Below are 14,133 nucleotides of genomic sequence, written 5' to 3'. Positions count from 1 at the left end.
GCCCGCCGCCGCGGCGGCGCCGGGCGCCGGGCGGGGCGGGGCGCTGCTGGCCGCCATGCTGTTCCTGGTGCCCGCCCTCGGCTTCGGCCTCTACCTCTGGCGCGGGCATCCCGAGATCCCGGCCGCGCCCTATCGCGAGCGCGCCGAGGCGGCGGCGCAGGACGAGGCGCTGCTGGCCATGCTGCGGCAACGGCTGGAGGCGGCGCCGCAGGAGGGCGAGGCGGCGCGCCAGGGCTGGATCCTGCTCGCCAATGCCGAGCGCGGGCGGGGCCGGACGGAGGCCGCCATCGACGCCTTCGCGCGCGCCCTGTCCATCCGCTTCGACGGGCCGCTGGCCGCCGAGCTGGCGGAGCTGCGCATCGGGCAGGGCGAGCTCGACGCCGCCGCCGCCCTGCTGGCGCGGGCGCTTTCCGCCGAGCCGGAGGCGCCGCGCCTGCGCTACCTCTCGGGCCTGCTGGAGGCCCGTGCCGGCCGGTCGGAGAATGCCCGCGCCACCTGGCGCGCCCTGCTCGACCAGGCGCCGCCCGACGCGCCCTGGCGCGCCCTTGTGGAGCGGCGGCTGCAGGAGTTGCCCTAAGTACACGCCCCTGGGCACACGCGGGTGTGCACATGAAAGAATTGCGCCACCCCCCCGCCTCTCGGCTTTGCTGTGCGGGAACAGGTGGGAGGCGGAAGGATGTGGCGGCGTTCCTTGCTGACGGCTGGGCTGACGGCGGGCGGCGTCGCGGCGGCCTCGACCCTCTGGCCGGGACATCCGCGCGCCGCGGAGGCGGTGGATGTGCTGCTGGTGCTGGCGGTCGATGTCTCCCGCTCGGTCGATGAGGACGAGGCCAAGCTGCAGCGCGAGGGCTATCGCGCGGCGATGACCGATCCGCGCCTGCTGGAGGCGATCCAGGGCGGTGCCATCGGGGCCATCGCCCTGACCTACGTGGAATGGGCCGGCATCGAATACCAGCGGCAGCTCCTGCCCTGGATGCGCGTCGGCTCCCAGGCCGAGGCCTGGCGCTGGGGCGAGGCGCTGGCCGAGGCGCCGCGCACCTCGCTGTCCTGGACCTCGATCTCGGGCGCCATCGGCTTCGGCGCCCGGCTGCTCGCCGAGGCCCCCTTCGAGGCCACGCGCCGGGTGATCGACGTCTCGGGGGACGGGGTGAACAATTCCGGCCCGCCGGTGGAGCAGGCGCGCGATGCCGCCGTCGCCCAGGGCATCGTCGTCAACGGCCTGCCGATCATCAACGACCGGCCGAGCTTCGGACGGCGCCCGCTGGTGCCGCTCGACCAGTACTATGCCGAGGCGGTGATCGGCGGGGAGGGCGCCTTCCTGGTGGCGGCGGAGGATTTCGACAGCTTCGGCCTGGCGGTGCGCCGCAAGCTGATCCGCGAGATCGCCGGGCATGGCGGGCCGCGCCGGGACTACGCCTGAGGAAACTGAGCCTCGGGATGGGGCCGGAAGCCGGCCGGCCCCGCTCCCGCCTCAGCGCTCGACCTCCTCGACCGAGATGCCGAAGGCGGCCAGCCCCTCGGAGATCAGGTCGCCGGCCATGTCCATGCCGAGCAGATAGGCGGCGGTGTCGGTACCCGCGCCCCGCTCCTTCGCCATGCGAAGCGCCTCCTCCCACTCCTCCGGCTCGTAGTCGCCCCGCCCGGTCCAGGCCAGCGCCACCAGGGCCGCCTGCTCATCCTCGTTCAGCTCCTCGATGAAGGCGGTGAGGGTGTCCTCGTCGAAATCCTCCTCACCCTCCTCGGGCTCCTCATCCTCCGGATCGATGGCGTCCTCGCCTTCCTCCTCCTCCTGGATGGCGCGGATATGATCCACCACCGTGGCGACGGTCTCCAGGCTGATGCCCAGATCGAACTCCGCCTCGTCGTCATCGCGGGGGGTGTCGCTCATCGAGTCCTCCTCTGCGTTCGCCCTTGGTGCGGTCCGGCGCATCCCTGGCGCATCCCGGGCATCAGGCTAACGGCAACGCGAAAGCCCAGGGAGAACCCTCCGGTTGCCAAAAAATTTTTGTGTTGCTTCAGCGCCACAATTGCGGCGCAACGAGCGAAATGAGCCGGCGTTGATACCGCATGTCCAGAACCTTGCTTATCCCCCTCATGGCAGCGGTTCTTCTCGGAGCAGGATCCCAGGCTCTGGAGGCCCCCGCCTCGCCTGATACCGCAGTGCCGAAGGCGCCCTTGCGCATGGTTTCCGTACAGGGTGGCCTGGCCCATTCACCCGGCTGCGCGGAGGATTCGCCCCTCTTCCGCTCCATGATGCCGCAGCAGATCGCCGACCGCCCCGCCGGAGCGCAGGGTCCGGAGGACGAGGCCGCGCCGCCGGAGCCGGCCATGCGGCAGGCGCTGCATCTCTGCGTCGTCGAGCGATTCGATCCGCTGAAGCCCTTCGGCGGCGCCCGCCGGGCCCTGCACCGCACCTGAGCGGCCAGAGCGCGGCCGTGGAAGCAGGAATGCGCCCGTCGCGGGTGAAGGATGCGCGAAAAGCTCGCTTTTTTCCGCCGGGCATCCTATCTGTGCGCCGCAACAAGCCGCCAGGCCCGCCCTGCCCGACCCCGCCACATTGATGCTGGCCGAGGGGATTCGGGCCGCGTGCGCAGGCGGCGCAGCCTCGGGACTGCCCGCCTTATGGAACTGCGCAACGTCGCCATCATCGCCCACGTCGACCATGGCAAGACCACTCTTGTCGACAATCTGCTGAAGCAGGCCGGCGCCTTCCGTGCCAACCAGGCCGTCGCCGAACGCGCCATGGATCGCAACGACCTGGAGCGTGAGCGCGGCATCACCATTCTCGCCAAGTCCACCGCCGTCGAGTGGAAGGGCGTCAAGATCAACATCGTCGACACGCCCGGCCACGCCGATTTCGGCGGCGAGGTGGAGCGCATCCTCTCAATGGTCGATGGCGCCATCGTGCTCTGCGACGCGGCCGAGGGCCCGCTGCCGCAGACCAAGTTCGTGCTGACCAAGGCGCTGGCCCGCGGCCTGAAGCCGATCGTCGTCATCAACAAGGTCGACCGCCAGGACGCCCGCGCGGACGAGGTGCTGAACGAGGTGTTCGACCTCTTCGCGGCCCTTGGCGCCAATGACGAGCAGCTCGACTTCCACACCCTCTTCGCCTCCGGCCGCCAGGGCTGGGCCGACACGACGCTCGACGGTCCGCGCAAGGACCTGTCGCCGATGTTCGACCTGATCCTGAGCCACGTGCCGGCGCCGACGGTCGATCTCGACGCGCCCTTCGCGATGAACGCGACCATCCTGGAGGCCGACAACTTCCTCGGCCGCGTGCTGACCGGCCGCATCGAGCAGGGCGTGGCGCGCACCAACATGCCGGTGCGCGTGCTGCGCCAGGACGGCACGGTGGTCGAGACCGGCCGCCTGACCAAGCTGATGACCTTCTCCGGCCTCGACCGCGTTCCGGTCGACGAGGTGCAGGCGGGCGACATCTGCGCCATCGCCGGCCTGTCGGACGCGACCATCCCCGACACCATCGCCTCGCCCGAGGTGGCGGCCCCGCTGCCGGCCATCCCGATCGATCCGCCGACCCTGTCCATGACCTTCCGCATCAATGACGGCCCGCTCGGCGGCCGCGAGGGCAAGAAGGTCACCTCCCGCCAGATCCGCGACCGTCTCTTCAAGGAGACCGAGGGCAATGTCGCGATCCGCGTGAAGGACAGCGAGGAGGCCGACAGCTTCGAGGTCTCCGGCCGTGGCGAGCTGCAGCTCGGCGTGCTGATCGAGCAGATGCGCCGCGAGGGCTTCGAGCTGACCATCGGCCGCCCGCGCGTGCTGACGCGCGAGAACCCCGAGACCGGCGAGCGCGAGGAGCCCTTCGAGGAAGCCGTCATCGACGTGGACGAGGAGTTCTCCGGCGTCGTCGTCGAGAAGATGTCGCTGCGCAAGGGCATGATGCAGGACATGCGGCCCTCCGGCGGCGGCAAGGTGCGGCTGGTGTTCCACATCCCGTCCCGCGGCCTGATCGGCTACCACGGCGAGTTCATGACCGACACGCGCGGCACCGGCATGATGAACCGCCTGTTCCTGGGCTACCAGCCCTGGGCCGGGCCGATCGAGGGCCGCATCAAGGGCAGCCTGATCTCCAACTCCGACGGCGAGGCGGTGCAGTACGCGCTGTTCTCCCTGCAGGAGCGCGGCACCCTGTTCGTGGACCCCGGCGCCAAGGTCTATACCGGCCTGATCCTCGGTGAGCATTCGCGCGAGAACGACCTCGACGTGAATCCCATCAAGGAAAAGAAGCTGACCAACGTCCGCGCCGCCGGCAAGGACGAGGCCCTGCTGCTGACGCCGCCGCGCCGGATGAGCCTGGAGCAGGCCATCGCCTATATCGAGGATGACGAGCTGGTGGAGGTGACGCCCTCGGCCATCCGGCTCCGCAAGCGCTACCTCGACCCGCATGAGCGCAAGAAGAACGCCCGCCGCGCCGAGAGCGAGGCGGCCTGAGACCAGGGGGCGGACCCATAGGGGGCGGACCGGGACACCGGCCCGCCCCTTTCGCCGTCAGGGGGGCGGATCAGCCGGCGGGTCGCTCCGCAGCGTGATCCAGACCACCCGCGCCGGCACCTCCCCCGGATTGTCGAACATGTGCGGCACGGCGCTCGGGAAGCGGAAGGTGTCGCCCGCCTCCAGCAGATGCGCCTCCTGCTCCAGCCACAGGCGGAGCGTGCCGGAGAGGACGTAGCCGGCCTTCTCGCCCTGGTGGCGGAAGAAGTCGGCGCCCGAGGAGCCGCCCGGGCTCAGCGTCAGCTCGTAGATCTCCATCTGCCCCGGCCCGCTCGGCGCCAGCGCCTCCTTCAGCACGCCGCTCGGCGTCAGGCGCAGCACGCGGCGCTGGCCCCGGCGCACGATGTAGCGGCCGGGCGCCGCCGCCGCCGGGCGCTCCTCGAAGAAGAAGGACACCGGCACCTGCAGCGCCAGGCTCAGCATCCTGAGGCTGCGCACCGAGGGCGTGGCCAGGCCGCGCTCGAGCTGGCTGATCATCCCGGCTGAAAGCCCGGTACGCCGCCCCAGTTCCTGGATCGACAGCCCGCGGCGCTGGCGCAGCAGCCGCACCGCCTCGCCGAGGCGGCGGTCGCTGGCCGCCTCCTCCTCCGGCTGGTGAAGGGGAACGGGCGCTTCGGGTCCGGCTTTCACGGGGCCTGTCCTCCCTGCCGCGGATCGGGGCGATTGACAGCCAGCTTCGATGAGGCTGAACATCGGCGCAACAATTATGACCACGGTGAACAGGCCGGGGCCGCCGGGAGACACCGGCACGGGGATGCAGTTGCGGCGTGACGACCCCTCCGGGCAGGAGCCACGGTCGGTCGAACGGGAGACGTGGCCATGAGCGACTTCGATGCCGGCGCGCGCTGGCGGCAGATCCTGGGCCCGAGCCGTCGGGGCCTCTTCGCCATCGGGGCCACGGCGGCGGCCGGGCTCGTGGCGCGGCCGGCGGGGGCGCAGCCGAAACCGCCCGCCAAGCCCAGGGGGCAGGTGGTGGTCGGCCTGTCGCAGGAGCCCACCGTCTTCCACCCGCTGATGCCGGGCATCGAGGTGGACCAGGGCGTCTGGTGGAACCTGTTCAGCACGCTCTGGTTCATCGACCCGGACGGCACCTTCGTCCCCGACCTCGCCGCCGAGATCCCGACCCAGCGGAACGGCGGCATCTCCGCCGACGGCCTGCTCTGGACCATCAAGCTGCGGCGCGACGCCAAATGGCATGACGGCACGCCCTTCACCGCCGAGGACGTGAAGTTCACGCTGGAGCTGATCAACAACCCCGATTTCCGCGTCCGCAATCGCGTCGGCCACAGCCTGGTCAAGGACATCCGCGTGGAGGCGCCGGACCGCATCCAGTGGCGGATGGAAACGGCCTACGCGCCCTATCTCTCCATCCTCTCGCTGACCTTCATGGTGCCGAAGCACCTTCTGGCCGGAGTCGCGGACCCCAACCTCTCGCCCTTCAACCACGCCCCGGTCGGCACCGGCCCGTTCCGCTGGGGCAGCCGCGCGGCGGGTGACAACGTCACACTGCTGGCCAACCCGGCCTATCACGGCAGCGGCCCGCATCTCGAGCGGGCGGTCTTCAAGTACATCCCCGACCTGACGGTGCTGTACACGCAGTTCCGCACCGGCCAGGTGGACTATACCGGCATCGCCGGCATCAGCCCGAACTTCGCCGATGAGGCGAAGGGGCTGCGCGGGCGGAAGGTCCACGTCAATCCGACGGCCTCGGTCGAGAGCATCGCGCCCAATCTCGAATCCGGCCCCTGGGCGGACAAGGCGGTGCGCGAGGCGCTCTACCTCGGCATGAACAAGCAGGCGCTGATCGAGGCGCTGTACTACGGCCTGCCGACGCCCACGGAATCCTTCCTGCCCAACCAGTCCTGGGCGATCGAGAAGGACCTGCCGAAGCACGAGTACAATCCCGGCAAGGCCAACGCGCTGCTCGACGCCGCCGGCTGGAAGCGGGGCGCGCGCGGCATCCGCGAGAAGGGCGGGCAGCGGCTGGAGATCGCCAATTCCACCACCACCGGCAATCCGATCCGCGAGCAGGCGCAGCAGTTGCTGATGCAGGACTGGCAGGCGGTCGGCGCCGCCATGAGGATCCAAAACATGCCCGCCGCCGTCATCTGGGGCGAGTTCTGGCAGCAGTCGAAGTTCAGCTCGGTGATGGTCGCCGTGAACTACCAGCTGGGCGGCGATCCGGACGTGACGCCGCGCTTCAGCAGCAAGGCGATCGGCGCCAAGGGCGGGCGCGGGCAGAACAACATCCAGTTCCAGAACGCCGAGGTGGACCGCCTGCTGGCGGAAGGCGCGACGGAGTTCGACCAGGACCGGCGCAAGGCGATCTACGGCCGCATCCAGCGGATCATCCGCGAGGAGCTGGCGATCCTGCCGATCTTCCAGCAGGCCCTGGTCGAGGGCACGAAGGAAGGGCTGAACGGCTTCCGGCCGAACATCAACACCTCCTCCAACTGCTGGAACATCCGCGACTGGTACTGGTCCTGACGACCACGCGCCGCGCCGCCCACCGACCTTCCACCACGACCAGCCTCCAGGAGCCCGTCCATGTCGCCTCCCGTCGATCGCATCGCCGGCGATGAACGCCTGCCCGCGCAGGCCGATGTCGTCGTCATCGGCGGCGGCATCATCGGCGTCTCCGCCGCCTACGCCCTGGCGCAGAAGGGGCATTCGGTGGCGCTGATCGAGAAGGGCCATGTCGGCGGCGAGCAGTCGAGCCGGAACTGGGGCTGGTGCCGCCAGCAGGGCCGCGACCGCCACGAGATCCCGCTGGCGCGCGAGAGCCTCGCCATCTGGGGCCGCCTGCACGAGGAGATCAACGCCGATCTCGGCTTCCGCCGCCGCGGCGTCATGTGGGTGACGAAGGACCCGGCCGAGCTCGCCTCCTGGGAGCGCTGGGCGAACATGGCGCGCGAGATGCAGGTGCACAGCCACATGCTGAGCGCGGCGGAGGTGAAGGAGCGCCTGCCGGACAGCCAGGCGGGCTGGGTCGGCGGCATGGAGACGCCGAGCGACGGCCGCGCCGAGCCCTCCATGGCGGCGCCGGCGCTGGCCGCCGGGGCGCGGCGGCTCGGCGTGAAGCTGTTCCAGAACTGCGCGGCGCGGGGCCTCGAGACCCAGGGCGGGTCGGTGAGCGGGGTGGTGACGGAGAAGGGCACCATCCGCACGAGCGCCGTGCTGCTGGCCGGCGGCGCCTGGTCCACCCTGTTCTGCCGCCGCCACGGCATCGCCCTGCCGCAGCTGATGGTGAACGGCACCGCCTTCCGCACCACCACGGGCGAGATGCTGCTGGCCGGGGCGCTCGGCACGCCGGGGCACTGCATGCGGCGGCGGGAGGATGGCGGCTACACCGTCGCCTTCCGGGGGCGCGGCACGGTGCACATCACGCCGGACAGCCTGCGCTATGGCCGGCAGTTCTGGCCCACCTTCGTGCAGCGGCGGGCCAAGCTGAAGCTGACGCTGGGTCGGCCCTTCTTCCAGGCCCTCCTCGCCGGCGCCCGCTGGTCGATGAACGAGGTGACGCCCTTCGAGAAGACCCGCGTGCTCGATCCGGCGCCGGACATGACGCTGGTGGAGCAGGCGCTGGCCTCGCTGAAGGCCGACCTGCCGAGCCTCGGCGAGCTGGAATGCGCCGAGGCCTGGGGCGGCACCATCGATTCGACCCCCGACGCGGTGCCGGTGATCTCGGCGGTGGACGGGCTGCGCGGCTTCTTCCTGGCCACCGGCTTCAGCGGCCACGGCTTCGGCATCGGCCCGGCGGCGGGGCGGCTGGCGGCAGACCTGGTGGCCGGGGACGCGCCGATCGTCGATCCCACGCCCTATCGCTACAGCCGGCTGGTGGACGGCACCCCCCTGGCGCCGGCCGGAGCACTCTGAGTCGGGGCGGTCAGCCCAGCAGCTGCCCGATCACCCGCGCGGTATAGTCCACCACCGGGATCACCCGGCGATAGTTGATCCGCGTCGGGCCGATGACGCCGATGGCGCCGACGATCTGCTCCTTGCCGTCGCGGAAGGGCGCCACGACCATCGACAGCCCGGCGCTGCTGAACAGCCCCGATTCGGCGCCGATGAAGATCTGCACGCCCTCGCCGCGCTGCGCCAGCTCGAGCAGGCGCAGCATGGTCTCCTGCGCCTCCAGCCGCTCGAACAGCGCCTGGATCTCCTGCACGCGGGCAATCTGGTCGAGGTTCTCCAGCAGCTTCGCCTGGCCCCGCAGGATCAGCGAGCCGCCGCCGCCGCCGGCCCAGGTGGCCAGCCCGGACTCGATCATCTGCTGCGTCAGCGCGTCGAGCGCCGTGCGGTTGGCCTGGATCTCGTCCGCCACCGTGGCGCGCGTCTCCTCCAGCGTGCGGCCGGAGAGGCGGGCATTGATGAAGTTGCTGGCCTCGCTGAAGGCGCTGGGGGGCAGGCCGGGCGGCACCTCGATGACGCGGTTCTCCACCTGGCCATGCGCGTTCACCAGCACCACCAGCGCCCGCCCGGGCGAGAGGGCGACGAACTCGATATGCTTGACCGCCGCCTCGGTCTTGGGCGCCACCACCAGCCCTGCGGCGCCGGCGAGGCCCGAGAGCATCTGCCCGGCCTCGGACAGCGTCTCCTCCATGCTGCGGCCCGAAGCGGCGCAGCGCGCGGCGATGGCGTCGCGGTCCTCCTCCGAAAGGTCGCCGAATTCCAGCAGGCCGTCCACGAAGAGGCGCAAGCCACGCTCGGTGGGCAGGCGGCCGGCGGAGGTGTGCGGCGCGAAGAGCAGCCCGGCCTCCTCCAGATCCGCCATGGCGTTGCGGATGGTCGCCGGCGAGAGGGTCAGCGGCAGCCGGCGCGAGAGGGTGCGCGAGCCCACCGGCTCTCCCGTCTCCACATAGAGCTCGACGATCTGGCGCAGGATCGCCGCGCCGCGGCTGTCGAGTCCCGCCGCGCCGGCGGCCTTGCGGCCGGACGAGAAGAACGACGAAGCGGATCCCCTGGCCAAGTTCCTCGTATCCTTCATCGGGACAGCTCTTTTTGCCTCCCTCTCAAGCAGGCGTGAAGCCCCGTGGCGCCGACGCGGCGCCATCCTGTCATGCGCCGACACATCATGGCCACGAAGCCGTTGCATCCTCCCTGTAATTCGGAGTGCCGCAGGGCGCGGACAAGCGCAGGAGGGCATCATGACGGATATGACCGGTTCCCGGATCTGGCCCCTGGCCCTGCTCGGCTGGCTCGCCGCCGTCCCCGCCGCCACACGCTCCGGCGAGGCGGCCGGCGCCGCGCCGCAGGAGACCCGGACCGCCCCGAGGATGGAACAGAACCGCGCCGCGCCGCTGTCGCGCTACAGCGATTCGGGCACCGGCCCGGCCGCGCCGCGCCAGGAGCGGAAGGGATGAACAACCCGGTGATGAACGGCTTCCTGGCCGCGCTGCTGCTGTTCGGCCTGGGCGCCGGTGCCGCCGGCCTGCTGCTCGACCGCGCCTCGCGCCACCCGGCGGCGGCCACGGCGCTGCTGGCCCTGCTGCTGATCGGCCTGTCCTGGGGCGGCACGGTGATGCTCAGCGAATGAGCCTCAGCCGCGCCAGAAGCGCGGCATGAACAGGATCAGCACGGTGAAGAGCTCGAGCCGGCCCAGCAGCATGGCGAAGCAGAGCAGCCACTTGGCGCCGTCCGGCAGGTTGCCGAAATGCCCGGCCGGCCCGATCACCGGACCAAGCCCCGCGCCGACATTTGAGAGCATGCTGACGGCCGCGCTGGCGCTGGTCAGGAAATCCAGCTCCATCGCCATCAGCAGGATGGTCAGCACGCCGTAGCAGATGAAGTAGAGGGTGAAGAACACCACCACCGAGCCGATCACGTCATCCGGCAGCGGCTTGCCGTCATAGAGGCGGGGAAAGACGCCGCGGGGATAGAGCAGGCGCAGGAACTGGCCGCGCAGCATGACCGCCATCACCTGCAGGCGGAAGATCTTCATGCCGCCGGTGGTGGAGCCGGTGCAGCCGCCGACGAACATCAGGCCGAACACCAGCCCCACCACCCCGCCGCCCCATTGCGTGTAATCGGCCGAGGCGAAGCCGGTGGTGGTGACGATGGAGACCGTGGCGAGGGCCGCGTGCTGCAGCGCTTCCCAGACCCCGTAGGTGCCGCGCAGCACCAGCCAGAGCGTCAGCCCGGCGGTGACCGTTGCGACCAGCCCGAGCAGCGCGCGCACCTGGCTGTCGCGCAGGATGGCCCAGTCCCGCCGCACGAGGCGGACATAGAGGACGAAGGGCAGCGCGCCGGCCAGCATGCCGGCGATGGCGATCCAGTGCACCGCGGGATTGTCCCAGCGGGCGAGCGACTGGTCGGAGGTGGAGAAGCCGGCGGTCGAGATGGTGGTGAGCGCATGCGCGGCGGCGTCCAGCGCGTCCATCCCGGCCAGCGCGTAGGCGAGGCCGCAGAGCACGGTCAGCGCCAGATAGGTCAGGACGATGGCCAATGCGATCTGCCGCACGCGCGGCATGACCTTCTCCGAGCGGTCGGAGCTTTCGGTGCGGAAGAGCTGCATGCCGCCGACGCCGAGGGTCGGCAGGATGGCCAGCGCGGTGGCGATGATGCCGATGCCACCCAGCCATTGCAGCAGGGCGCGCCAGAGCAGGATGCCCGGTGGCGCCTCGTCCAGCCCGCTGACCGCCGTGGAGCCTGTGGTGGTCAGGCCGGAGACGGATTCGAAGACCGCGTTTGTCAGGTTGCCGCCAAGGCCCGGATGCTGCGACAGCAGGAAGGGCACGGCGGCGAAGGCGCAGATGGCGAGCCAGCTCAGCGGCGTCAGCACGAAGGCCTGGCGCAGGTTCAGCCCGGCCTGCAGCTCGCAGCGGGTCAGGCGTTGCAGCAGCCCGCCGGCCAGCGCGGTGCCGAGGGCCGAGGCGGCGAAGGGCCGCCAGTCGGGATGGCCCTGCGACAGGTCGAGCAGGGCCGGCAGCAGCATGAAGCCGCCCAGCACCAGCAGCATGCGCGCGATGAGCTGCAGCACCGGGCGCAGCGGAGGCGGCGCCCAGTGGCCACCCGCCGCAGGGGTCGCCGCCGGGCCGGATCGGGCGCCGCCGGGCGGCGGACGCGCCGTGGCGTCGCTCACGCGCCCTGGCCCGGGGCGCTGCCCGGCAGGGCGATCAGCGCCTCCGCCGCCTCGCGCGCCGTATAGGCCATGACGGCGATGATGTCGTCGCCGGGCGCCACGGTGGTGGCCGCGTCCGGGATGAAGGCCCGGCCGTCCCGCACCACGGCGCCGATCAGCATGCCCGCGGGCACGCCCACCTCCCCCAGCGGCGCCGAGACGAGGCGCGAGCCGGCCAGCGCGCGCGCCTCGATCACCTCGCCGAAATCGCCGCGCAGCTGGTAGATCTGCGCCACGGCGCCGCGCCGCACATGGCGCAGGATGGAGGAGATGGTGATGCTGCTCGGGCTCACCACTGCGTCGATGCCGAGGGAATCCACCACCGGGGCGTAGGAGGCCTTGTTCACCAGGGTGATCACCCGGCCGCAGCCGGCCCGCTTGGCCAGGACGGACACGAAGATGTTCGTCTCGTCGTCGTTGGTGACGGCGACCAGGGTATCGACCTCGGCGATATTGGCCTCCTCGAGCAGTTCGCGGTCCAGCGCATCGCCCTGCAGCACCACGGTCCCGCTGCCGAGCGTCTCGGCGATGTGGGCGGCGCGTTCCGCCCCGTGCTCGATCACCTTGAGCGAGACCAGCGCGTCGCGCTTCAGCATCCGCGCCAGATGCAGGCCGACATTGCCGCCGCCGACGATGACGACCCGGCGCGCCGCCTGCTCCCGGTGGCCGAACACCGCCATCACGCTGTCGACATGCTCGGGCTGGGCGATGACATAGACATCGTCGCCGCAGGCCACCTGATCCTCGGGGCCCGGCACGAAGGCCCGGCCCTCCCGGACCAGGGCGACGACGACATAGCCCCGGCCCTCCGCCGCCTGCCGCAGCTGGCCCAGCCGGGCGCCGGCGATGCCGCAGCTGGCATCGTCGCAATGGATGCCGAGCAGCTGCACCTTCCCGTCGGCGAGCGGCACCATGTCGAAGGCGCCCGGCGTGCGCAGGCGGCGGGCGACACCGCGCGCCACCTCCACCTCCGGCGAGATCACCACATCGACCGGCGGCGGCCTGGCCTCGCGCCAGATCGGCTCCAGATAGCCATGATGGCGCAGCCGGGCGATGCGACGTTTCACATGGAACAGTGCATGGGCGACCTGGCAGGCCACCATGTTCACCTCGTCCGAGCGGGTGACGGCGATCAGCAGGTCGGCCTCCCGCGCCCCGGCGCGGCGCAGCGCCTCGGGATGCGAGGCGAAACCCACCATCCCCCGCACGTCATAGCTCTCGTCCGCCCGCCGCGCCGCCTCGGCCGAGGCATCGATGACGGTGACGTCATTGCCCTCCATCGCCAGATGCCGGGCGATGGTGGTGCCGACCTGCCCGGCGCCGCAGATGATGACCTTCATGACCACCGCGCTCCCGCCTGCGCTTCTGCTCTCAAGGCCGCGCGTCGCCGCCGGGTTGCGCGATGAAGGCGATGCCGCAGCTCAGATGGTAGAGGCTGCTGGCCGGGGCGGGCTCCGGACTCATGCCGCCTTCCGCCAGCCGGCGTTCATGCCAGAGCCCGTCGGGCCGCAGATAGGTGGCGAGCACCCGCCGTGCCTCCGCCTGCTCGGCCGGGTCGCCGCCCAGCGCGGCGGATTTCAGCCGCTCGGTCTGCGGCCAGAGGCGGGCGCCGCCGGCGATCACCCGCCCATCGCTCCAGACCGCGTCGCGCAGGGCGCCGGTGGCCGGGTCGCGGCCATGCGCGGCCAGGAAGCGGCGCAGCGCCGCGACCGCGCCGGCGGGAGCGGGCCGGCCGGACAGCCGTGCCTGCCAGTCGAGCAGCCAGAGCCATTCGCTGTGGTGCCCCGGCTCCGCGCGGTGCGGCGATTCCAGCGGGCGGAGGTCGTCGTCGTAGAACTCCGCCAGGCAGCCATCCGGCAGGAAGCGGGCCAGGAAGAGGTTCAGCAGCGCCTCCGCGCCGCGCAGGAAGCGGACCTCGCCGAAGGCCTCGGCGGCGGCGAGGCGCGCCTCCAGCAGATGCATGTGCGGATTCTGCCGCCGGGGCAGGGCGGGAGGGAGGGATTCCAGATAGCCGCCCGAGGCATGCGCCAGCCGCTGCTCGATGAAGTCGTCCAGCGCCAGCGCCTCGCGCCGGAGCGGCTCCGGCGGCGCCACGCGGCTGGCGGCCGCCAGCGCCAACAGCACGAAGGCGTGGTCGTAGAGGTCGCGCCGGCTATCGATGACGCGGCCATCCAGCGCGAAGCGCCAGGCATAGCCGCCGTCCGGATGGGCGGCGGTGCGGCGCAGGAAGTCGAGGCCGAGTTCCACGGCCTCGTCCGCACGTGGCAGGCCATGCCGCCGCGCCAGGGCGAAACTGTAGATCTGACGCGCCGCCACCCGCAGGCGGCGGAAGGTGGCCGTGCAGGCATGGTCGTCCAGGGTGAGGCTCTCGTGGAAGGCACGCGCGCGCCAGTCGATGCCGCGCTCCAGCCAGAGCGGCCATGCCCGTCGGCTCAGCCAGAGCCAGAGATCCTCACCTTCCACAGGCCCGGCCGTTAACCCGGCCACCCGGCCGGCGTCCA

Annotated in this window: 14 protein-coding genes; 8 read left to right on the top strand and 6 right to left on the bottom strand. The window is 71.4% G+C overall.

All coding sequences use genetic code 11. The annotated features are described in order from the left end of the window. Both ACVMLK_RS09295 and ACVMLK_RS09290 read left to right on the top strand, forming a co-directional pair. The coding region (locus ACVMLK_RS09295) for a tetratricopeptide repeat protein (RefSeq protein WP_457486237.1) at positions 1–577 on the top strand (577 nt) is incomplete at its 5' end. Between the two features lie 114 nt (positions 578–691). Continuing rightward, a complete protein-coding gene (locus tag ACVMLK_RS09290) occupies positions 692–1,420 on the top strand; it encodes a DUF1194 domain-containing protein (protein WP_232477206.1) in 729 nt (242 codons plus the stop codon). A 51-nt stretch (positions 1,421–1,471) separates the two neighbouring features. On the opposite strand, the gene ACVMLK_RS09285 is transcribed toward ACVMLK_RS09290, so the two are convergent. Next, the gene (locus tag ACVMLK_RS09285; RefSeq protein WP_198367041.1) at positions 1,472–1,888 is read right to left on the bottom strand and encodes a DUF3775 domain-containing protein; all 417 of its coding nucleotides are present in this window, start codon (positions 1,886–1,888) and stop codon (positions 1,472–1,474) included. Between the two features lie 293 nt (positions 1,889–2,181). Between ACVMLK_RS09285 and ACVMLK_RS09280 the strand changes: the two genes are divergently transcribed. Both ACVMLK_RS09280 and typA read left to right on the top strand, forming a co-directional pair. Then, complete coding sequence (locus ACVMLK_RS09280; protein ID WP_422922331.1) at positions 2,182–2,418, top strand: hypothetical protein; 237 nt, start codon at positions 2,182–2,184, stop codon at positions 2,416–2,418. Between the two features lie 204 nt (positions 2,419–2,622). Then, positions 2,623–4,452, top strand: a complete 1,830-nt coding sequence (gene typA / locus ACVMLK_RS09275) for a translational GTPase TypA (RefSeq protein WP_198367043.1) — start codon at positions 2,623–2,625, stop codon at positions 4,450–4,452. A 57-nt stretch (positions 4,453–4,509) separates the two neighbouring features. On the opposite strand, the gene ACVMLK_RS09270 is transcribed toward typA, so the two are convergent. Beyond that, positions 4,510–5,142, bottom strand: coding sequence for a cupin domain-containing protein (locus ACVMLK_RS09270; RefSeq protein ID WP_198367044.1), 633 nt, complete (start codon positions 5,140–5,142; stop codon positions 4,510–4,512). A 189-nt stretch (positions 5,143–5,331) separates the two neighbouring features. Here ACVMLK_RS09270 and ACVMLK_RS09265 point away from each other — a divergent pair, with 189 nt between their 5' ends. Next, on the top strand, positions 5,332–6,999 hold the full coding sequence (locus ACVMLK_RS09265) for a peptide ABC transporter substrate-binding protein (protein ID WP_457486236.1): 1,668 nt from the start codon (positions 5,332–5,334) through the stop codon (positions 6,997–6,999). A gap of 60 nt (positions 7,000–7,059) precedes the next feature. Further along, positions 7,060–8,388 (top strand): NAD(P)/FAD-dependent oxidoreductase, encoded by a 1,329-nt coding sequence (locus ACVMLK_RS09260; protein ID WP_457486235.1) that lies wholly within the window; start codon positions 7,060–7,062, stop codon positions 8,386–8,388. 10 nt (positions 8,389–8,398) lie between these two features. Here the strand turns inward: ACVMLK_RS09260 and hrcA are convergent, their stop codons facing one another. Continuing rightward, on the bottom strand, positions 8,399–9,499 hold the full coding sequence (gene hrcA / locus ACVMLK_RS09255; protein ID WP_370592021.1) for a heat-inducible transcriptional repressor HrcA: 1,101 nt from the start codon (positions 9,497–9,499) through the stop codon (positions 8,399–8,401). 160 nt (positions 9,500–9,659) lie between these two features. Between hrcA and ACVMLK_RS09250 the strand changes: the two genes are divergently transcribed. Beyond that, positions 9,660–9,875, top strand: coding sequence for a hypothetical protein (locus ACVMLK_RS09250; protein WP_457486234.1), 216 nt, complete (start codon positions 9,660–9,662; stop codon positions 9,873–9,875). Then, positions 9,872–10,048, top strand: coding sequence for a hypothetical protein (locus ACVMLK_RS09245; protein WP_457486233.1), 177 nt, complete (start codon positions 9,872–9,874; stop codon positions 10,046–10,048). The genes ACVMLK_RS09250 and ACVMLK_RS09245 overlap by 4 nt, the downstream gene beginning before the upstream one ends. Before the next feature lie 3 nt (positions 10,049–10,051). Here ACVMLK_RS09245 and ACVMLK_RS09240 read toward each other — a convergent pair whose 3' ends face one another. From ACVMLK_RS09240 to ACVMLK_RS09230, 3 genes are read right to left on the bottom strand one after another with little or no spacing between them, the layout of a single operon-like run. Beyond that, positions 10,052–11,593, bottom strand: a complete 1,542-nt coding sequence (locus tag ACVMLK_RS09240; protein WP_457486232.1) for a TrkH family potassium uptake protein — start codon at positions 11,591–11,593, stop codon at positions 10,052–10,054. Further along, entirely contained in the window at positions 11,590–12,972 is a 1,383-nt protein-coding gene (gene trkA / locus ACVMLK_RS09235) for a Trk system potassium transporter TrkA (protein ID WP_422922325.1), read from the bottom strand. The genes ACVMLK_RS09240 and trkA overlap by 4 nt, the downstream gene beginning before the upstream one ends. A gap of 31 nt (positions 12,973–13,003) precedes the next feature. Continuing rightward, the gene (locus tag ACVMLK_RS09230) at positions 13,004–14,095 is read right to left on the bottom strand and encodes an AGE family epimerase/isomerase (protein WP_457486231.1); all 1,092 of its coding nucleotides are present in this window, start codon (positions 14,093–14,095) and stop codon (positions 13,004–13,006) included. Positions 14,096–14,133: the final 38 nt, after the last annotated feature.

The sequence above is a fragment of the Teichococcus aerofrigidensis genome (genome assembly GCF_054073225.1).
This window is presented reverse-complemented; position numbering and strand designations above follow the sequence as displayed.